The following is a 21,926-nucleotide window of genomic DNA, read 5'->3' as shown; positions in this document are numbered from 1 at the left end:
ATGACCCAGACATCGCCGGATCGCCGGGCGATCATCACCGACGCCCTGCGCAAGATCGACGACCTGACGGCCCGCCTGGCCGCCGCGGAGAAGATCGAGACCGAGCCCATCGCGGTGGTCGGCATCGGCTGCCGGCTGCCGGGCGGCGTCGACAACCCCGACCAGTTCTGGAAGCTGTTGGTCGACGGCGAGAACGGTGTGATCCGGGTGCCGGCCGAGCGGTGGGACGCCGACGAGTTCTACTCGCCCGACCACACCGTGCCGGGCACCATCTGCAACCGTGAGGGCGGGTTCCTGACGTCCTGGCAGCCCGACGAGTTCGACGCCGAGTTCTTCTCCATCGCCCCGCGCGAGGCCGCCGCGATGGACCCCCAGCAGCGGCTGCTGCTCGAGGTGGCCTGGGAGGCGCTGGAGGATGCCGGAATCAACCCGCGCACCCTGCGCGGGACGCCCACCGGCGTGTTCATCGGGCTGACGGCCAACGACTACTTCCACTCGGTCATCGGCAGTCTGCGGCCGGAGGACATCGATCCCTACATCCCGTTCGGCAACGCGGCGAACTTCGCCGCCGGGCGGCTGTCCTACTTCCTGGGTACCCGGGGCCCCGCCGTGGTCAGCGACACCGCGTGCTCGTCGTCGCTGGTGTCGATCCACCTGGCCTGTCAGAGCCTGCGCCGCGGCGAGAGCGACCACGCGTTGGCCGCCGGGGTGAACCTGATCCTGAGCCCCGAGAACAACATCGCCTGCTCACGGTGGGGGATGCTGGCCCCCGACGGCCGGTGCAAGACGTTCGACGCCGGGGCCGACGGCTACGTCCGCAGTGAGGGCTGCGGCGTGGTGGTGCTCAAGCGCCTGACGGATGCCGTCCGCGACGGCGACCGGGTGCTGGCGGTCGTCCGTGGCTCGGCGGTCAACCAGGACGGCGCCAGCAGCGGCCAGACGGTCCCCAACGGTCCGGCGCAGCAGGAACTGATGCGCAAGGCGCTGCAGACGGCGCGCCTGGCGTCGTCGGACATCGACTACATCGAGGCGCACGGCACCGGCACGGCGCTGGGCGATCCCATCGAGCTCGATGCCCTGGCCGCCGTCTACGGTGACCGCCAGGAGTCGGCCCCGCTGGTGCTGGGATCGGTCAAGACCAACCTGGGACACCTGGAATCGGCCGCCGGCGTCACCGGCTTCATCAAGACGGTGCTCAGCGTGCACCACGGGTTCATTCCCAAGCAGCTGCACTTCACCGCGCTGACCCCCAAGGCGGGGCCCGCGGCGTCGGGCTTCCGGGTCGCCTCGGAACCGATGGAGTGGCCCGAGGTCGACCATCCCCGCCGCGCCGCGGTGTCCTCGTTCGGTGTCAGCGGCACCAACGCCCACGTGCTCGTCGAACAGGCTCCCATGGCGGAGGCCGCCGGCGCCGAGAACGCCCCGGAACGCTCGGCGCCCCAACCGGAACCGGCGGTGAGCACGCTGGTGGTCACCGGCAAGTCCCCGGCGCGGATCGCGTCGTTGGCCGGCCGGCTCGCGGACTGGCTGCAGACCCCCGAGGGGGCCGCGGCCGGGCTGGCCGATGTCGCCGAGACCCTCAACCACCGCCGCGCCCAGCATCCCCGGTTCGCCACCGTCACCGCCTGCGACCGGGAGCAGGCCGTTGCGGGCCTGCGGGCCCTGGCCGGCGGATACCCCGCGCCCGGGGTGGTCGCCGCCCACGACGGTGCCTGCGGCTCGGGCACGGTGTTCCTGTACTCGGGGCAGGGCTCGCAGTGGGCGGGCATGGGTCGCCGGCTGCTGGCCGACGAGCCGGCGTTCGCCGCGGCCGTCGACGAGCTGGAGGCGGACTTCGTCGAACAGGTCGGGTTCTCGCTGCGTGACGTGCTGGCCTCCGGCGAGACCGTCGTCGGGATCGACCGGATCCAGCCCGTCCTCGTCGGTGTCCAGCTGGCGCTGACCGCGTTGTGGCGCTCCCACGGCGTCAAGCCCGACGCGGTGATCGGGCACTCGATGGGCGAGGTGACCGCCGCGGTGGTCGCCGGCGCGCTGAGCCCGGCCGACGGGCTGAAGGTGATCGCCACCCGGTCGCGGCTGATGAAGCGGCTGTCCGGGCAGGGCGCGATGGCCCTGCTGGAACTGGACGCCGCGGCCGCCGAGGAACTGATCGCCGGGTACCCCGGGCTGACCGTCGCGGTGTACGCCTCACCGCACCAGACGGTCATCGCCGGCCCGCCGGACCAGGTCGACGCCGCGATCGCCGTCGTCGACGCGCAGGACAAGCTGGCCCGCAGGGTCGACGTCGACGTGGCGTCGCACCACCCGATCATCGACCCGATCCTGGCGGACCTGCGCACCGAGCTGGCCGATCTGCGGCCCCGCCGCCCGGAGATCCCCGTCCTCGTCACCACCGACGAGCGTCCGACGGATGGCTCCTGTGTCTTCGACGCCGACCACTGGGTGGCCAACCTGCGCAACCCGGTGCGTTTCGCCCGGGCCGTGGCCACCGCCGGGGCCGACAACGCGGTGTTCGTCGAGGTCAGCCCGCACCCGCTGCTCGGGTACGCGATCAAGGACACGCTGGCCGAACGCCACCATCACAGCATCGCCACCCTGCAGCGCGACACCAACGACACCCTGACCTTCCACACCAACCTCAACGCCACGCACACCGTGCGCCCGCCGAAGACGCCGCGGCGACCCGGGCGCCCCCGCGTGTCGATCCCGACCACGCCCTGGCATCACGCGCACCATTGGATCCACACCTCGCGGGCGCCGGAAGCGTTGCAGCACAATGGTTTCGGGGCAGGTTCCGCGGTGGGCGCCGGGCCGGTCGAGGGGGGCTACCACGAGTGGTTCCATCAGCTGAGCTGGCCGGTGCGGGAACTCGGACAGACGCCGCCGGACGCCGCCGGCGGCCATTGGCTGGTGATCGCCGACGAGCCCGGCGCCCAGCTGGCCGCGCTGCTGGCCGACGGCGCACGGGTCGTGCCGATGTCGGTGCTCGACGACGACGCGGCACTGCGCGGAGCCCTGGCCGGAGTCGACCGGGTGGCCTATGTCCCGCCGGTACCGGCGGGACCCCTGGAGGCCACGGCGAGCTACCGGGCGTTTCACCAGCTGCGTCGGCTGGTGGTGGCGCTGGCGGGGCTTTCCGCCGAGCCGGGTCCGCACCCGCGGTTGTTCGTGGTGACCCGCAACGCCCAGCCCGCCGCCGACGGCGACCGCGCCAACCCGGCACACGCGGTGCTGTGGGGCCAGTGCCGCACGATCGCGCTGGAGAACCCCGAGTTCTGGGGTGCGGTCATCGATGTCGACGACATGGTGCCCCCTCAGCTGCTGGCCGGCTATCTGCGGGCCGAGGCCGCGGCCCGAGCCGGTGGACAGACCGGAACCGACGACCAGGCCGTCTACCGCGCCGGCGAGCGGCGGGTGCCCAGGCTGGAGCCGCGACGGCTGCCGGCCGTCCCGCTGACCGGGCTGGAGAGCGGAACCAGCCACCTCGTCATCGGCGCCACCGGAAACGTGGGCCCCTACCTGATCCGCGAACTCGCCGAACTGGGCGCATCCACCATCGTCGCGGTGTCGCGGCGCGGCGGCGCGCAGCTTGCGGAGCTGGCCGCCGAGCTCGCTCCCGGGGGAACCACCCTGGTGGAGGTGGCCGCCGACGCGGCCGACGAGGCGTCGATGCGGCAGTTGTTCGAGCGGTTCGGCCGCGACCTGCCGCCGCTGGAGGGTGTCTACCTGGCCTCGCTGGCCGGTGGTGAGGCGCTGCTGACCGAGATGACCGACGACGACGTGACCGCGATGTTCCGCGCCAAGATCGACGCCGCGACCGTGCTGCACACGCTGTCGCTCAGCACACCGGTACGCCGGTTCGTGCTGTTCTCGTCGATCACCGGCCTGCTGGGTTCGCGTGCGGTCGGCCACTACACGGCGGCCAACGCCTTCGCCGACGCCTTCGCCTACGCCCGTCGCGCACTGGGCCTTCCCGCGACGGTCGTCGACTGGGGTCTGTGGAAGTCGTGGTCGGACGCGCAGCCGCAGATGAAGGCGGCCGGACTGGAGCCGATGCCCAACGACGTCGCGATCAGGATGCTGCCGGCCGTGCTGGGACCCGACGCGGCCGCGCAGACCGTGATCGCCGGCGCCGACTGGGCCCGGCTGGCCGAGAACTACCGGATGCGGGCGGCGGTGAAGGTCCTCGACGACGTGGCGGCCGGTACCGGGGCCCCCGGCAGCGCCGGGGAGCTGGACGCGCTGCCCGAGCCGGTGGCGGGCACGCTGCTCGGTGACGCCGTGGGTGGCTCGGCCCACGATCGGCTGTGGCGGGCCCGGCTGGGCCCGGACCGCAGGCCCTACCCGGTGGCCCATCGGGTGCGCGGTGTCGAGCTGGTGCCGGTGTCGGTGGTGTTGCAGACGCTGAGCAGTGCGGCGCAGGAGATCGCCGAGGCGCGCGCGGACGACAACGGCCACGGCGGTGGCCAGACCGTCGCGGTCGCCGACGTGCGTTTCGAGTACCCGATCGTGCTGGATCAGCCGAAGGCCGTGCACGTCGTCGCCGACGAGGGCGCGCTGACGGTGTGGTCGAGCCCGGCCGCCGACACCCCGGAGCAGCGCTGGACGCTGCATGCCAGCGCGAAGCTGGTCGGCTCGGCCGGGGCCCCCGCCGGTACACCCCAGGGGGACCAGAGCCCCGGCGCCCGCACCTTCGACGCGGCCGTGATCGAGCAGCTGCAGCACGCCTGGGGAGTGGAGGGGCAACCCTTCGCGTGGACGATCGCCGAGTGCGCGGCCACCGCGGCCGGTGCGCGTGCATCGGTGACGCTGCCGGAAGCCGCCCCGGACGGCCCGGGGACGCGGTCGGCGGCCCTGGTCGACGCGGCCGTGCACGTGGCGAGGCTGGCCGACGCCGACAACGCGGAGCTGTTGTTGCCGGCCGGCGCCGAGAGTCTGATGGTCGCGGCCGATGCGGGTGTCGACGGCACGGTCGAGGTCTACCGCCGCGCCGGCGACACCGACGCGCTGGTGGCCGACGTGCTCGTCACGGGCTCCGACGGTGCGACGTGGGTGGACATCCGCGGGCTGACCTATGCCGCCCTGGAATCGGCGCCGGCTCCGTCGGCCGACCGCGCCGGGGCGCCGCCGGTCGAGTACATCGACTGGGCCGCGATGAACCGCGAGCAGACCATCGGCGAACTGCGGGCCCACCTGGGTGCGGTGCTGGCCCGGGAACTGGGGATGCCGCAGGAGGCCATCGGCCTCGACACCTCCTTCCCGGAGCTGGGTCTGGACTCGATGATGGCGATGAACCTGTTGCGCGACGCCAAGGAACTGGTGCGCATCGAGCTGTCTGCGACGATGTTGTGGAACCACCCGTCGATCTCGCTGATGTCGGAGTTCGTCGCCGATCTCCTGGCGCCCCAGCAGCAGGCCGCGCAGGAATCCGACTCCGGGGCCGACGAGGAGGAACCCGAGGATTCGTTCAGTGTGCTGGACGAGTTGTTCGACAGTATTGAATCCGAGGTCGATTCGGCGCCGGCCGGTAGTGAGAGCGGTATCTGATGAAGACGACGTTCGACAGAATTTCGGGCATGACGGCCGAGCAGCGGACCGCGCTGGCCGATCAGTTCGACAAGGCATCCCGCATCGCCGGCGCCGAGCCGGTGGCGGTCGTCGGCATCGGCTGCCGGTTCCCGGGCGGCGTGACCGGCCCGGACAGCTACTGGTCGTTCCTGGAGAACGGCACCGACGCGATCACCGAGGTGCCCGCCGAGCGCTGGGACGGCGACGCGTTCTACGACCCCGATCCCAGTGCGCCGGGGCGGATGCCCACCAAATGGGGTGCCTACCTGCCCGACATCTCCGGTTTCGACGCGGACTTCTTCGGGATCTCCCCGCGCGAGGCGGTCGCGATGGACCCCCAGCAGCGGGTGGCCCTGGAGGTCGCCTGGGAGGCGCTGGAGAACGCCGGCCTGGCCCCGGACCGGCTCGGCGAGAGCCGTACCGCGGTGATGATGGGCGTCTACTACACCGAGTACCAGAACGCCTCGGCGGGCAACCCCGACACCATCGACCCGTATTCGGCGACCGGAAACGCCCACAGCGTGACCGTCGGGCGCATCGCCTACCTGTTGGGGCTGAAGGGCCCCGCGGTCGCGGTGGACACCGCCTGCTCCTCCTCGCTGGTGACGATCCATCTGGCCTGCCAGAGCCTGCGGATGCGCGAGAGCGACCTGGCCCTGGCCGGCGGGGTCAGCCTGAACCTGCGCCCGGAAACCCAGCTGGCGCTGGCCAAGTGGGGCATGCTGTCCCCGCACGGCAAGTGTCACGCCTTCGACTCGCGGGCCGACGGCTTCGTCCGCGGCGAGGGCGCCGGGGTGGTGGTGCTCAAGCGGCTCACCGACGCGGTTCGCGACGGTGACCGGGTGCTGGCGGTGGTGCGCGGTTCGGCGGTCAACCAGGACGGCCGCTCCAACGGTCTGACCGCCCCGAACGCACCGTCCCAGCGCGACGTGCTCACCCGGGCGTTGCGCTCGGCCGACGTCAAGGCCGACACCGTCAACCTCATCGAAACCCACGGCACCGGAACCGCTTTGGGTGACCCGATCGAGTTCGACGCCCTGGCCGCGGTGTACGGGCGCGGGGACGCCAAGTGCGCCCTGGGTGCGGTGAAGTCCAACATGGGCCACCTGGAGGCGGCCGCGGGCATCGCCGGGTTCATCAAGGCCGTACTGTCGCTGGAGAAGGGCCAGATCCCACCGAATCTGAACTTCCAGCAATGGAATCCGGCGATCGACCCGTCCAAGACCCGGCTGTTCGTGCCGACCTCGGCCGAGCCGTGGCCACAGAGCACCGCCCCGCGCCGCGCGGCGGTGTCGTCGTTCGGCATGGGCGGCACCAACGCCCACGTGGTGCTCGAACAGGGCCCCGAGCTCGCCCGGGTCGCCGAGGCGGGGACCGCCCCGGCGGTCACCACACTGGTGCTGTCGGCCAAGAGCCCGGCGCGGGTGGCCACGGCCGCGGGCGCGCTGGCCGATTGGCTCGAGGGTGCCGGCGCCGAGGTCCCGCTGGCCGACGTCGCCTGGACGCTGAACTACCACCGCAGCCGGTACGGCACGGTCGCGTCGGTGTGCGCGCGCGAGCGCGCCGAGGCGGTGACCGCGCTGCGGGCGTTGGCGGCCGGCAAGACCGGTCCGGGAGTGGTGGCGCCGCACGACGCCGCGCGCGGACGCGGCACGGTGTTCCTGTACTCCGGCCAGGGCGCGCAGTGGCCCGGCATGGGGCGCCAGCTCCTCGTCGACGAGCCGGCGTTCGCCGCGGCGGTCGCCGAGCTGGAGCCGGTGTTCGTCGACAAGGTCGGGTTCTCGCTGCGTGAGGTGCTGGAATCGGGGGAACCCGTGACCGGCATCGACCGGATCCAGCCGGTCCTGGTCGGGATGCAGCTGGCCCTGACCGAACTCTGGCGTTCCTACGGCGTGGAGCCCGACGCGGTGATCGGGCACTCGATGGGCGAGGTGACCGCGGCGGTGGTGGCCGGCGCGCTGACCCCGGCCGAGGGGCTGGACGTGATCGCCACCCGGTCGCGGTTGATGAAGCGGCTGTCCGGGCAGGGCGCGATGGCCCTGCTGGAACTCGACGCCGCGGCCACCGAGAAGCTGATCGCCGATCGACCCGACGTCACCGTCGCGGTGTACGCCTCGCCGCGGCAGACGGTCATCGCCGGCCCGCCCGACCAGGTTGACGCCCTGGTGGCGATCGTCGACGGTCAGGGCAGGCTGGCCCGGCGGATCGAGGTGGACGTCGCCTCCCATCATCCGACGATCGACCCGATCCTTCCCGAGCTGCGCAGTGCCCTGTCGTATCTGGCGCCGTCGGCCCCCAAGATCCCGGTCCTGTCGACCACCGGGTACAGCGGCTCGGAGCCGCCGTTCGGTGCCGAGTACTGGCTGGCCAATCTGCGCAACCCGGTCCGCTTCAGCCAGGCGGTGACCACCGCGGCCGCCGAGCACAGCAACTTCGTCGAGATCAGCCCGCACCCGCTGCTGACCCACGCGATCAACGACACCACCGCGGCGGCGTCCACACCGGGCCGCAGCATCCACGTCGGGTCGACGGTCAACCGGGACACCCCGGAGACGGTGGCGTTCCACACCCAGCTGGCCGCCCTGCGTCCGCCGTCGGCGGAGGCCCCGGACGGCAGTGCCGCGATCCCGGCCGGCCACCTGGCCGACGTGCCGCCGACCAGCTGGGTGCACACGCCGTACTGGATGGCCGACCGCTCGGCGGGCCAGCAGTTCAGCGGTGCGCATCCGCTGCTGGGTCTGCACGTGGAGCTGCCCGCCGGCGGCGGACACGTCTGGCAGGCCGATGTGGGGCTGGAGGCCCACCCGTGGCTGGAGGACCACATCGTGCACGGTCAGGCGGTCATGCCCGGTGCCGGGTTCGCCGAGATGGCGTTGGCGGCCGGATGTGAGGCGTTGGGCCTGCCGGTGTCCGGTGTCGAGGTCAGCCGGCTCGAGGTCGAGCAGATGCTGCCCCTGGACAAGCACACCCGGGTGACCACTCAGTTGGTCAAGGACGCCGACGGCGGCTCCCGGGTGGAGATCCATTCGCGTTCCGAGGGCGGCAGCTGGACCCGCCACGCGGTCGCGCGGGTCGGGGCGGCACCCGCCGCCGCACCGGTGCAGCGTCCCCGCCCGGCGGCGACCGACGGCGCCCCGGTCTCGCCGGCGGACTTCTACACCGAGCTGCGCCGCACCGGCGCCCACCACGGGCAGGCGTTCGCCGCACTGACCCGGATCGTGCGCGGTGCCGGCTGGGCCGACACCGAGATCCTGCTGCCCGACGAGGCCACCGCGCACCGCGGCATCCTGTTCCATCCGGTGATGCTCGACGCGGCCCTGCAGGGTCTGGCCGCGGCCATGCCGAGGGACAGCTATGCGGATTCGGCGGAGGTCACCTACCTGCCGGTCGGGATGGACTCCATCCGGGTCCTCCGTGAACTGGGCAAGCGTGCGCGTTGCCACGCCGAGATCGTCGGCGTCGACGAGACCACCGGTGACGCGGTGGGCCGGGTCACGCTGACCGACGAATCCGGTGCGCTGCTCGCCGAGGCCGACGGCGTGCAGCTGCGCCGGATCCAGCGCCGTACCGTGCCGCTGCCGGTGTCGCAGAAGATCTTCGATACGTCCTGGGAGGCCACCGAGGGCGCGCCGGCGGACCCCGCGGCGGCCCAGCTGCCCACCGGCAGCTGGCTGGTGCTGACCGACGGTGGACAAAGCCGTTCCGCGGCAGCGGATTTCGCCACGCGTTTCGGGACCGAGAGTCGTCGCGTGCTGACCGCCGCGCTGGATGACGAGGCGGCGGTCGCGGAGGCGTTCGCCGCGGCGGCCGCCGACCCGGCCTTGCCGCCGGTCGGCGTGATCGCCGTGATCGGTCAGCCCGGCTTCGATCCCGCCGACACCGACCCGGCCGAGGCGCACGCCCGCGAGGTCGTCTGGAACGTGGCCGCGGCGGTGCGGGCCGTCAACGCCGGCTGGCACGGCAAGCCGCCGCGGCTGTGGCTGGTCAGCCGCGGGGGACTGGCGGTGTCCGGGCCCGATGGTGCCGAGCCCGGCGACCCCGGGGTCGCCACCCTGCGAGGCCTGGTCCGGGTGCTGGCCTACGAGCATCCCGACCTGCGCACCACCCTGGTGGACGCCGACGCCGACGCCGACCTGGTCGGCGTGCTCACCGCGGAGTTCGACGGTTCCGGCGTCGCCGACGCGGCCGACGACATCGTGGCCTGGCGCGGTGGTCGGCGCTTCGTCGAGCGGCTGTCGCGGGCGAGCCTGCCGGCGCGCGCCTCCGAGCATGTGGTGCGCGGCGACGGTTCCTACGTGGTCACCGGGGCCCTCGGTGGCATCGGCCTGGCGGTGGTCCGCTGGCTGGTCGAGGCCGGCGCGGGCCGGGTCGTGCTCAACGGCCGCTCCGCCCCGTCCGAACAGGCCCAGGCGCTGCTCGACGAGCTGGGTGCTCGCACCGAACTCGTCGTCGTGCGCGGCGACGTGGCCGAGCGCGGAGTGGCCGAACGGCTGGTGGCCGCGGCCGAGGAGACCGGCCGGGCGCTGCGCGGTGTCATCCACTCCGCGGCGGTGCTCGAGGACCAACTGGTCGCCGGGCTGACCCGGGAGAGCCTGGAGGCGATCTGGGTGCCCAAGGCGACCGGCGCGATGCGTCTGCACGCCGCGACCACCGGTCGTGACCTCGACTGGTGGGTGGGCTTCTCCTCGGTGGTCTCGCTGCTCGGTTCGCCGGGGCAGGCCGCCTACGCGTGCGCCAACGCCTGGCTGGACGCCCTGGTGGAATGGCGGCACGCCGCCGGGTTGCCCGCCACCGCGATCCACTGGGGCCAGTGGTCCGACGTCGGACTGTCCAAGACCATGCAGTTCAGTGCGCTGGATCCGATGACCCCGGCCGAGGGCATCGAAGCGCTGGAGGCGGTCGTGGCCGCCGGCTTCGAACGGGTCGGTGTCGCACGGCTGCGGCTGGACCGCGCCGCCGATGCGTTCCCGGAGATCCGCCGGCTCGGCTACTTCGGCAACCTGGTGGCCGAACTGGAGGCCCTGGACGCCGACGACGACTGGGACGGGCCGGACGCGTTGAAGCAGCTCGACGGCGCCGAGGTGAACCGGGTCGTCATCGCTCGCCTGCGCAAACGCATCTCGGCGATCATGGGCTACGCCGACGAGAACGCGATCGACGTGGGCCAACCGCTGACCGAGCTGGGGATGGACTCGTTGATGGCGGTGCGGATGCGCAACACCGTGCGGGGGGATTTCGGGGTCGAGCCTCCGGTGGCCCTTATCCTTCAGGGCGCATCGCTGGCCGATCTGGCGGTCGACCTCATCCGTCAGCTCGGCCTGGCCGAACAGGAGTCCGGGGAGCGCCCCAACGCGGTGCGTGACCGGGCACAGCAACGCGCAGCCGCCCGCCAGCGGGCGGCCGCGCGGCGAAAGGTGGGACAACGATCGTGACCAGCAGCACCGACTTCTCGTCGCAGGCGTACTCGCCGCCGCCCAACGCGATCGCGATCGTCGGGATGGCCGGCCGCTTCCCCGGCGCGGAATCGGTGTCGGAGTTCTGGCGCAACCTGCGCGCGGGCGTGGAGTCGATCGTCGATCTGTCCGAGGACGACCTGCTGGCCTCCGGGGTGGGGGAGAAGGCCCTGGCCAACCGCTCCTATGTCCGGCGCGCGGCGCTGATGACCGGCATCGAGGAGTTCGACGCCGAGTTCTTCGGGTTCACCCCGAGCGCCGCCCGGACCATGGACCCCCAACACCGGCTGTTCCTGCAGACCGCCTGGCACGCGTTCGAGGACGCCGGATACGACCCGGCCGAGATCGACAAGTCCGTCGGCGTGTTCGGCACCAGCTCGGCCAGCGGGTATCTGCTGCACAACCTGATGTCGCACTACGACCCGCAGATGGTTATCGGGCAGGGCGCCAGCTTCGACATGGTCAACCTGTCGCTGCAGAACGACAAGGACCACCTGGCCACCCGGGTGGCGCACCAGTTCAACCTGCGCGGGCCGGCGATCGCCGTCCAGACGGCCTGCTCGTCGTCGCTGGTGGCGCTGCACCTGGCCGTCCAGAGCATCCTCAACGGGGAATGCGAGATGGCCCTGGCCGGCGGCTCCTCGCTGCGCGTGCCGCACCGTGTCGGGTACTGGTATGACCCCGGGTCGATGGTGTCGCCGACCGGCTACTGCCGCCCCTTCGACGTCCGTTCGGACGGCACCATCTTCGGCAGCGGTGTCGGGGTCGTGGTCCTCAAGCCCCTCGAGGACGCCCTGGACGACGGCGACCGCATCCACGCGGTGATCCGCGGTTCGGCGCTCAACAACGACGGCGCGACCAAGATGAACTACGCCGCGCCCAACGCCGCCGGGCAGGCCGAGGTCATCGCCGAGGCGCACGCGGTCGCCGACGTCGATGCGTCGACCGTCAGCTACATCGAAAGCCACGGCACCGGAACGCCGTTGGGCGACCCCATCGAGATCGAGGGACTCCGCCAGGCCTTCGACATCTCCGAGGAGCCGCGCCCCGGTCCGTGTTACGTCGGCTCGGTCAAGTCCAACATCGGGCATCTGGAGACCGCCGCGGGCATGGCCGGGCTGATCAAGACCATCCTGTGCCTCAAGCACCGGGCCATTCCGGCCACCCTGCACTACACCAGCCCGAACCCGGAGATGCACATCGATCGGGGGCCGTTCGTCATCCGCGGCCAGGACGGTCCGTGGGAGTGGGACGGAATTCGCCGGGCCGGCGTCAGCTCCTTCGGGGTGGGCGGGACCAACGCGCACGTGGTGCTCGAGGAGGCGCCGCCGGTGCCCGAGCCGGAGGTCCGTCCGGGCAGCCAGGTGCTGCTGCTGTCGGCCCGCACCGCCGAGGCCCTGCAGTCCGCGCGCAACGCGCTGGCCTCCGAACTGTCCGACGTCGACGACATCAGCCTGCCCGACGCCGCCTACACCCTGACCCGCCGCAAGACCGAGCCGGTGCGGATGGCCGCGGTGGTCAGCGACCAGGAGCACGCGGTGACCGTGCTCGGCGCCGCCGAGCACGACAACGTGTTCATCGGCGAAGGGGTCGGCGGGGCCGGCCGCTCCGGCACCGACGGGTCCGCCGAGCGGGTGGTGTTCCTGTTCCCCGGCCAGGGCGCCCAGCACGTCGGGATGGCCCGCGGGCTCTACGACACCGAACCGGTGTTCCGGCAGCACTTCGACGCCTGCGCCGACGCCTTCCGCGAGGAGATGGACTTCGACCTGCGGCACGAGGTATTCGAGGGCACCGCCCGCAATCTCGAGCGCACCGACCGCACCCAGCCGGCCCTCTTCGCGGTGGAGTACTCGCTGGCCAAACTCGCCGAGTCCTACGGCGTGCGCCCCGGCGCGCTGGCCGGTCACAGCATCGGCGAGTACGTCGCGGGCACCCTGGCCGGTGTCTTCGACCTGCCGACGGCGGTCAAGGCGGTCTCCATGCGGGCCCGGCTGATGCACGCCTCGGCGCGCGGGGTCATGGTCGCGGTCCCGTTGAGTCCCGGCGACGTCGCCGAGTACCTCTCTTCGGAGGTCGACATCGCCACCGTCAACGACCCGGGCAGCTGCGTGGTGGCCGGATCCGAGGAGAACATCCGCGCCTTCCAGGCGCGCCTGGCCGAGAAGGGCGTCGCGGCCCGGCGGGTGCGCACCTCGCACGCGTTCCATTCGCGCCTGATGGACCCGGTCATCCCGGAGTTCACCGCGTTCATGTCGCGGCTGGAGCTGCGCGAACCCCAGATCCCGTTGCTGTCCAACGTGACCGGGACGTGGATGTCGGCGGGTGAGGCGACCAACCCGGCCACCTGGGCCCGCCAGATCCGGGCGACGGTGCGCTTCGCCGACGAGCTCGACGTCCTGCTCGACGACCCCAAGCGGGTGTTCGTCGAGGTCGGCCCCGGCGGCAGCCTGACCTCCTCGGCGACCCGGCACCCGCGGTGGTCCGCCGACAACCGCGCGGTGCGGCTGATGCGCCATCACGCCCAGAACCGCAACGACGACGACGCGTTCCTGCTCGGACTCGGTCAGCTGTGGGCGGCCGGCGTGGACGTCGACTGGACACCCCGGATCGGCGCGCAGCCCCGGCTGCTGTCGCTGCCCGGTTATCCCTTCGAGCGGCAACGCCACTGGATCGAGCACAACGCCAACGCCGGGTGGGTGGCGGGTGCCGCGGGTGGCAACGGTGCGGGCGCCGCGGCCACCGCCGGCGCTTCCACGACGACGGGCTCTGCGGGCGGCAGGTCGCAGCTGGAGACGACACTGCAGCGGATCTGGGCGCAGTGCCTGGGTATCAGCTCGATCGCTCCCACCGCCAACTTCTTCGAGCTGGGCGGTGACTCGCTGATCGCCATCAGCGTCGCGATGGCCGCGGCCAAGGAGGGGCTCGACCTGACCCCGCAGGATCTCTACGAGAACCAGACGGTGGCGTCGTTGGCCCGCACGCTGACCAAGCGCTACGCCGAGGGCGGACTGGCGCGGCAGTCGCTGAGCGATGTCGTGCACCCGCCGGTCCCGCCCAACGTCGCGTTCTTCCTCGAGAACGGACTGCGCGACGTCGGCAGTTGGCGTATCCCGGTGCTGCTGCGGCTGCGTGCCGACGTCAGTGCCGAGGACATCACGGCGGTGCTGACCGCGGTGGTCAACCACCACGACGCGTTGCGGCTGCACATCGTGGAGCGCAGCGGCACCTGGGAACAGCGGGTGTCCGATCCCGAGGAGTTCACCGCCCTGGCCGGCCGCACGCTGCCCGAGGGGGTGGCCGCCGGCAGCCCGCAGGAGCGTGAGGCCGTGCTCGGCATCCTGGCCGAACAGATCCGCGAGCACCACCTGCTCACGGCCCCGCTGAACGCCGCCCACATCCGGGGCGTGCCCGGCGGGGCCTCCTATCTGGCGTTGAGCGTGCACGGCATCGCCGGTGACGCGCCGTCGCGCGACATCCTGCTGACCGACATCTTCACCGCGTTCAACCAGCGGCTGGCCGGTCAGGACATCGTGCTGGAGCCGGTGAGCACGTCCTGGACCGAGTGGTCGCAGCGGTGCGCGGGCCTGGCCAGCCACCCCGCGGTGCTGGAGAGTCGCGACCACTGGCTGCAGACCACGGCCAAGGCCACGCTGAGCGTGGCGGGCATGGACGTCCCGGAGCCACCCGCCACCGACGACCTGGCCCGGCTGTCCTCGGGGCTCTCGGAAGCCGAGACCTCCGAGGTCGACGACGCCCGGCGCAAGCTCAACCTGCCGCAGGAGGAGCTGCTGCTGGCGGCCCTGGGCCGCGCGATCGCCGACACCGTCGGCGACGGTGCCGTGGCCGTCGACCTGGGTGGGCCGGGCCGCTCGGTGCTCAAACCCGACGTCGATCTGCGTCGCACGGTGGGCTGGTTCACCACGGTGTATCCGATCGCCCTCACGTGTGCGTCGGGCCGCGTGACCGGTGCCGGCGAGCTGCTGGAGGATGTGCGCGAGTCGCTGCGGGCGGTGCCGCACTACGGCATCGGCTACGGGCTGTTGCGGTATCTGCACGCCCCGACCTCACGGTTGTTCGGCGAGGAGCGTTCGGCCGACATCCTGTTCTCGCACCTGGGCGCCATCCCGGAGCTGCCCGACGACGTACCCGACGACGTGCCCGTGCAGTTCGACGCCGACACCGCGATGCCGTTGCGCGACACGGTGCCCGGACTCGGGCACGCCCTGGAGCTGCGGGTCTACCGTGCGGGTGGCGTGCTGCATCTGGACTGGTGGTACGACTCCCGCCGGTTGGGTGAGACCGACGTGGAGTCACTGGCCAGGGTGTTCACCGGTGCGCTGATGGAGCTGACCCGGGACGCACTGGCTGCCAGCGAGGCCGATTCCGAAGGCGACGACCTGGCTCTGGTCGACCTGTCGTGACCGGCGGCGGTCGGAGACCCGGTAGGAGACGGTGATGTTCAGGACCGATGCTGCGAGAGGCCGGGCCGGGGACCTGGCCGTCTCCGTCGCCGACGTTCGCAAGAGCTTCGGCACGGTCGAGGCGCTGCGGGGTATCAGCTTCGAGGTGGGCCGCGGCGAGGTGCTGGGCCTGCTCGGCCCCAACGGCGCCGGCAAGACGACGACGGTGGACATCCTGTCGACGTTGACCACCCCGGACAGCGGAGTGGCGATGGTGGCCGGCCACGACGTGGTCGGCGACCCCGCGGGGGTGCGCCGATCGATCATGCTCACCGGCCAGCACGTCGCGCTCGACGACCTGCTCACCGGCCGGGAGAACCTGGTGATGTTCGGCCGGTTGCAGGGGCTGAAGAAATCCCAGGCCCGCACCCGCGCGCAGGAACTCCTGGAGGAGTTCGACCTCGTCTATGCCGGCGACCGCGCGGTCGGCAACTACTCCGGCGGCATGAAGCGGCGTATCGACATCGCCTGCGGCCTGGTGGTTCGGCCCGAGGTGGTGTTCCTCGACGAACCCACGACCGGCCTGGACCCGCGCAGCCGGCAGAGCATCTGGCAGCTGGTGTCGGAGTTCAAGGACCAGGGCATCGCAACGCTGCTGACCACCCAGTATCTCGAAGAGGCCGACCTGCTCAGCGACCGCATCGTGGTCATCGACCGGGGCACCGTGATCGCCGAGGGCACCGCCGACCAGCTCAAGGAGCGCACCGGCGGCACCTACTGCGAGATCGTCCCCCGCAGCATCGCCGCCATCCCGGCGATGCTCGCGGCGCTGGGGCCGCTGATGCCGGCCAAGAACCGCAACGCGATCGCCGAGGACGCGGACCGCATCGCGATGCCGGCTCCCGACGGTGCCAACACGTTGATGCAGGCGCTGTCGCGCCTCAACGCAGCCGGCATCGAGCTGATGGACATCGCGTTGCGGCGTCCCTCGCTCGACGAGGTGTTCCTGGCGCTGACCTCCCACGACGACGCCCGCCTGGCAGCGGCCCAGCAGACTCAGCAGACGGCCCGGCAGATCGGACAGGACGCGCTGGCGTGATCGACACCTCCGCGATCCCGGCGACCAGGCGGCCGAACCCATCCACCGTGCGGCAGTGGTGGGTGCTCACGGTGCGCATGATCACCCCCACGGTGCGCAACGGTGAACTGGCCACCCAGGTGATCGGCTCGATCGTCTTCACGATCGGCTACTACCTGCCCCTCAAGGAGTTCATGGGTGCCGCGCAACCCCTGAGCAGCTATGCGCAGTACCTGACACCGCTGATCGTGCTGCAGGCCATCTGGTTCGCCGCGGTGTCGGCGGCGTTCCGGTCGGCCACCGACTCGGTGCAGGGCATCAACCGGCGCTTCCGGGCGATGCCGATCGCGGCGCTGACGCCGTTGTCCTCGCGGATGACCGCCAGCATGTACCGCTGCACGGTGGCGTTGGCGGTGTCGGTGGCGTGCGGGTACGTGATCGGGTTCCGGTTTCACGGTGGTCTGCTGCACACCGCCGGGTTCGTGGGGCTCGCCCTGCTGATCGGCGCGGCGCTGGCCGTCATCGGCGACCTGATCGGCCTGGCGACCCAGAACCCGGAGGCGACCGCGCCGGTGATGCTGGTGCCGCAGCTCACCCTGGGGCTGGCGTCGGTGGGCCTTCAGCCCGTCGAGCGTTTCCCCGACTGGATCCAGCCCTTCGTGCGCAACCAGCCGCTGTCGCAGTTCGTCTACGCACTGCAGGCCTTCGCCGGTGACAGCACGCCGTTCGCGCCCGCGGTCACCTGGTCGGTCATCGGCCCGGCCCTGGCCTGGGTGGTGGGCATCCTGGTGGTGGTGATCTGGCTGCACGCCGTCGTCTCGGCGAGGCGGCGCTGATGTCGACCGTCGCCGAGGACAGCAGCAGGCTCTCCGGCCGCAGCGGCGTCATCGCGCGCCGTCGCCCCGGGTCCGGCCGCCACCGTGTACGGCGGATGGGGGAGAACTCGCCGCGGGTGCTGGTTCCGCAGACCTGGGTGCTGACCGCGCGCATCCTGCGCCGCTGGAGCCGCGATCCGGCCACCATGGTGCAGTCCCTGGTGATGCCGGCGGGTTTCCTGGTCGCCCTCGACATCGTGCTGGGTGACGGGATCGAGCAGGTCACCGGTCACAGCGCGCTTTACGGCAGCGTGCCGCTGGTCGCGATGGTCGGGGCGATGACCGGCGCCATCATCGGCGCGGTCGGCGTGATGCGCGAACGTGACGAGGGGCTGCTGTCGCGGCTGTGGGTGGTGCCCGCGCACCGCGCCTCGGGCTTGTTGGCGCGGCTGGCCGCCGATGCTGTGCGCATCACGGTCATCACCGCGGTGGTGCTGTGCGTCGGGCTGGCCCTCGGTTTCCGGTTCCGGCAGTCGGTGCCGGAGTCGGTGCTCTGGCTGTTCGTTCCGGCGATCTTCGGCGTGGCGCTGTCGGCGGCGGTGATCACGCTGGCGCTGTGGTCGACCAGTACCATCGTGCCGCAGGCCACCGAGATCATCATCGCGTTGCTGATGTTCTTCTCCACCGGATTCGTCCCGCTCGACCAGTACCCCGGCTGGCTGCAGCCCGTCGTCGAGCACCAGCCGGTCAGCTATTCGATCGAGGCGATGCGGGGTCTGTCCCTCGGCGGTCCGGTGCTGGAACCCATGCTGGGGACCGTGCTGTGGTCGGTGGGCATCGCCGCGGCCTGCGCTGTTCCGATGGCCATCGGCTACCGGAAGGCCAGCCGGCGTGGCTGACCCACGAACCCGCCGGTGTCACCGCGCCGCCCGCCCCGACCTCACAACCTGCCAGGGAGTCTGAAGACATGTTCGCCTCATCCGGGATCCGCAAGCTCGCGCGCAGCGAGGAGATGTTCGCCGAGACCCAGAACTTCGTCGGTCTGGCCGCGCACGTCAGCGGGCCGTTGGACACCGACGCCCTCGGCGAGGCGTTCGACGCGCTGCTGGAGGCACACCCGGTGCTCTCCGGGCACCTTGAGCAGGACGCCGAGGGCCGCTACGAGATCGTGCTCGACGACCTGCTGCATCCGGGGATCGAGGTGGTGGAGCTGGGGCCGGGCGAGGAACCACCGCCGCTGATCTTCGACCAGAGCTCCCTGCTGATCCACCTGCGGGTCACCATCCGCGACGGCCAGGCCCAGCCCACGGTGTACATCCACCACAGCCTGGCCGACGGGCACCACCAGTTCAGCCTGCTGGAGGAGTTGTTCTCCTCCTACACCGATCTGGTCACCACCGGCAGCATGCCGCCGGCCAAGGTCCATCCCGCTCCGGATCCGTTGGAGGTGGTGCTGGCCAACCGCGGTGTGGAGAAGAAGAGCCGCTCCGGGCTGGAACGGTTGCTCGCAGCGATGTTCGCCTACGACCTGCCCCCTTCGCGGCGTGCCCCGTCGGATCACAATCCCGCAGTGCCGCAACTGGTTCCGATGGAATACTGCACGCTGAGCGAGGAGGACACCGAGAACCTGATCGCCTTCTGCCGGGCCCAGAAGCTCGGTCTGAACAGCCTGCTGTCGGCGGTGGTGTTGATGGCCGAGTGGCAGGTCCGCAAGACACCGAACATCCCGGTGCCCTATGTCTACCCGGTAGACCTACGCTACGTGCTCTCGCCGCCGGTGTCGGCCACCGAGTGCACCAACCCGGTGGGCATCGCCACCTATCTCGCCGAAATCGACGCCGGCACCGACGTCGTGGATCTGGCCCGCGACATCAACGAGACGTTCCGCAGCGACATCGCCGAAGGGGTGATCCAGCAGTCCTTCCTGCACTTCAGTCCGCAGTACGTCGGTAACCCGCCCGGATTGCCCGATGTGGTCATGTTCACCGACAACGGCATCGTCCCGCCGCTGCGCACGCCGCCGGACCTGCAGCTGACCGCCAGCCACGGCGAGTTCTACTTCGCCGTCGGGGCGGGAATCGAGATCTACACCAGCAAGATCTTCGCGGGCCGGCTGATGCTGGAGTACCACTCGCACGGACCCGAACCGGAGCAGCGCGTGGCCGCCATCGAGTCGCTGCTGCGCGCTGTGGCGGCCCGGCACGCTGCGAGCAGCGTCAGCTAGCCGGACCGAACGCGTAGCGGTGATACTGCAGCGACTTGCGCAGGGGTGGCAGCAAGCCGACCACCCGCTTGGCCGCGCGGAACGGGCCGGAGACGCGGTCGAAGGTGCTCGCGTCGAAGAATGTCACGGAGTCCAGCAGCCGGATGCCGGGCACCTTGGTCAGGATGTCCTGCGGGCTGTTGACCGCCCAGTACAGCGTCGAATTCGACCGTCGGACCAACGTCTGGGTCTTCTGCGACCTGATCGCCAGCCAGTTGAAGAAGTCGATCTGCAGCTCGCCGGACGGGAAACGCTCGACGACGCCGGTCAGCAGGGCGGCGCCCTCGGCAGCGGTCAGGTACATGCTGATGCCCTCGGCCAGGAACAGCGTGGGCCGGTCGGCCGGAATCTGTTCCAGCCAGGACAACTCGGTGGCGGCGGTGGGGATCAGCCGGTAGTTCGGGCGACTCGGGTACACCTGCTCACGCAGCGCGATGACCGCCGGGAAGTCGACGTCGAACCACTGCACGTCGGGACCGGGGTCGAGCCGGAACACCCGGGTGTCCATTCCGCAGCCCAGGTGCACCACGGTGCACCGCGGATGGGCCGCGATGAACTGGCGGGCCCAGATGTCGTACTGCGCGGTGCGGACGGTGAACAGCGGCGCCCATCCGGGGGTGATCCCCAATTCCCGCCAGTCGTAGTCGATCCGGTCGATCGCGTCCTTGGCGAACCGGTCACCGAGAACGGGGCGCTCGAAGTCGGCGTCGAGCGCCTTGAGATACAGGGTCGACAGCATTGTCTTCGCCGGACCGCTCAGGTCGACGGAAACTTTGTTGGTCACGTATGTGAGGCTAAGCGCAGTGATCCCCGCACGGCACGTCGGGGCCGACATCGCTGCGAACGCAGCGGGAAGGAGCCCAGGTGAACACACAGACCGCGAAGCGCCGTGGCGCAGCGGCGTCCGACCGGGGCAGGCGGGGAGGTGGGAGTCGGTGACGCACACTCCCGATGAGGCACGCACCGAGCGGCCGCCGAGGGTGCTGCTGTTGTACTACAGCTACACCGGCCAGTCGCAGAAGGTGCTGGAGGCTGCGGGTGCGGAATTCTCGGCCCGTGGCTACGAGGTGCACCGGGCGCCGATCGAATTCACCGATCCGCGTTATTCCGAGCCCTTCTCACGGTTCCCGATGCGCAACGTGTGGCCGGAGTTCCTGGGCATGCTGCCCGCACAGACCCGACGCGCCACCGGCGAGATCCGCACCCCCGACGAGGTCAGGAACGGTGACTACGATCTGATCTGCATCGGCTCCCCGACGTGGTGGCGGACCGTCAGCATGCCGCTGCGCTCCTTCCTGAAGTCGCCCGAAGCGGGCGATCTGCTCGCCGGCAAGCCCTTCGTGGTGTTCGCCGTGTGCCGGCGGTACTGGAAAGAGAACCTCACCGGGGTTCGCAAGCTCGCCCAGAAGAAGGGCGGACGCTATATCGACGGGATTCACTTCACCTATCCCGGCAGCCAGGTCCCCTCCATGCTCTCGTTGACCAGTTACCTGGGCACGGGGGAGTACCGCGACCGCTACCTGGGGGTGCGCATCCCGACGACCAACATCGGCCCCGAACAGCTCGAGGAGGCCCGGGACTTCGCGGCCGGGGTCGCCGACCGCCTGTTCGGCGGCGCGCCGGGCACGACCGAGGCGACGCCGTGACCGGGGACCGAGGGGTTGGGGTGGATCACGGTGCCCAGGCCGTTTGACGTATCGACGGAGAGCCCGGCCACGGTCGCGCAGATCCGTTCGGCGTTCGCCGACGAGGAGTACTGGCGTGCCCGGCTGGCCGTCTACGGCGGCGACACCATCACGTTGGATTCGCTGGTCGTCGGCGCCGACGACGCGATCGAGGTCGTGACCAGCCAGGACCTACGCCACGACGTGCTTCCCGGGCTGCTGGCCAGGGCCTTCCCGGGTGACCTGATGGTGATCCGCAAGGAGACCTGGAGAATTGCCGAGGAGGGCCGGGTGGTCGGGGACGTCGACATCACCGCCTCCGGTGCGCCGATCGCCGGCGTCGGTTCGGCGTTGCTGGCCCCGGCCGGGCAGGGTTCGCTGCTGCGGTTCACCGGCACCGTACAGGTCAGGCTCCCGCTGATCGGCGGTCAGATCGAGAAGTGGATCGGAGGGCAGGTGGCCGAGGAAATCCCGGGCGTCCAACGCTTCACCAGCACATGGATCGCCGAGAATGGCTGACATCATGGGGTTCGGCGACGAAGCGACCGCATCCGACGGTCGGGGTGGTCCGACGGTGCCTGACAGTCGGGGTGGCCCGACGGTGCCTGACAGTCGGGGTGGTCCGACGGTGCCTGACAGTCGGGGTGGTCCGACGGTGCCTGACGGTCGGGGTGGTCCGACGTTG

The 21,926-nt window shown here is 71.2% G+C and carries 10 protein-coding genes; 9 read left to right on the top strand and 1 reads right to left on the bottom strand.

The features are described 5' to 3' along the window. From CSR00_RS15705 to CSR00_RS15675, 7 genes are all read left to right on the top strand, one after another. The gene (locus tag CSR00_RS15705; RefSeq protein WP_099023345.1) at window positions 1-5,547 is read left to right on the top strand and encodes a type I polyketide synthase; all 5,547 of its coding nucleotides are present in this window, start codon (window positions 1-3) and stop codon (window positions 5,545-5,547) included. Then, entirely contained in the window at window positions 5,547-11,000 is a 5,454-nt protein-coding gene (locus CSR00_RS15700; protein ID WP_099023344.1) for a type I polyketide synthase, read from the top strand. Before CSR00_RS15705 ends, CSR00_RS15700 begins: the two co-directional genes overlap by 1 nt. Beyond that, entirely contained in the window at window positions 10,997-15,442 is a 4,446-nt protein-coding gene (locus CSR00_RS15695; RefSeq protein WP_099023343.1) for a type I polyketide synthase, read from the top strand. Before CSR00_RS15700 ends, CSR00_RS15695 begins: the two co-directional genes overlap by 4 nt. Window positions 15,443-15,476: 34 nt before the next feature. Beyond that, the gene (locus tag CSR00_RS15690; RefSeq protein WP_099023353.1) at window positions 15,477-16,520 is read left to right on the top strand and encodes an efflux ABC transporter ATPase subunit, DrrA-related; all 1,044 of its coding nucleotides are present in this window, start codon (window positions 15,477-15,479) and stop codon (window positions 16,518-16,520) included. Beyond that, window positions 16,517-17,335: an ABC transporter permease gene (locus CSR00_RS15685; RefSeq protein ID WP_245906093.1), complete on the top strand. Its 819-nt coding sequence runs from the start codon at window positions 16,517-16,519 to the stop codon at window positions 17,333-17,335. Before CSR00_RS15690 ends, CSR00_RS15685 begins: the two co-directional genes overlap by 4 nt. A 95-nt stretch (window positions 17,336-17,430) precedes the next feature. Further along, complete coding sequence (locus tag CSR00_RS15680) at window positions 17,431-18,213, top strand: ABC transporter permease (protein ID WP_245906095.1); 783 nt, start codon at window positions 17,431-17,433, stop codon at window positions 18,211-18,213. Window positions 18,214-18,281: 68 nt separating this feature from the next. Further along, entirely contained in the window at window positions 18,282-19,538 is a 1,257-nt protein-coding gene (locus CSR00_RS15675; protein ID WP_099023341.1) for a phthiocerol/phthiodiolone dimycocerosyl transferase, read from the top strand. Here the strand turns inward: CSR00_RS15675 and CSR00_RS15670 are convergent. Continuing rightward, on the bottom strand, window positions 19,531-20,361 hold the full coding sequence (locus tag CSR00_RS15670; protein ID WP_099023340.1) for a class I SAM-dependent methyltransferase: 831 nt from the start codon (window positions 20,359-20,361) through the stop codon (window positions 19,531-19,533). The two genes, CSR00_RS15675 and CSR00_RS15670, sit on opposite strands and share 8 nt — an antisense overlap. Before the next feature lie 151 nt (window positions 20,362-20,512). On the opposite strand from CSR00_RS15670, the gene CSR00_RS15665 reads away from it, so the two are divergent. Then, on the top strand, window positions 20,513-21,223 hold the full coding sequence (locus CSR00_RS15665; RefSeq protein WP_099023339.1) for a flavodoxin family protein: 711 nt from the start codon (window positions 20,513-20,515) through the stop codon (window positions 21,221-21,223). Window positions 21,224-21,253: 30 nt separating this feature from the next. Beyond that, window positions 21,254-21,760, top strand: coding sequence for a DUF2505 domain-containing protein (locus CSR00_RS15660; RefSeq protein WP_099023351.1), 507 nt, complete (start codon window positions 21,254-21,256; stop codon window positions 21,758-21,760). Window positions 21,761-21,926 lie beyond the last annotated feature (166 nt).

It is taken from the genome of Mycolicibacterium palauense, assembly GCF_002592005.1.
Taxonomy (GTDB): domain Bacteria; phylum Actinomycetota; class Actinomycetes; order Mycobacteriales; family Mycobacteriaceae; genus Mycobacterium; species Mycobacterium palauense.
This window is presented reverse-complemented; position numbering and strand designations above follow the sequence as displayed.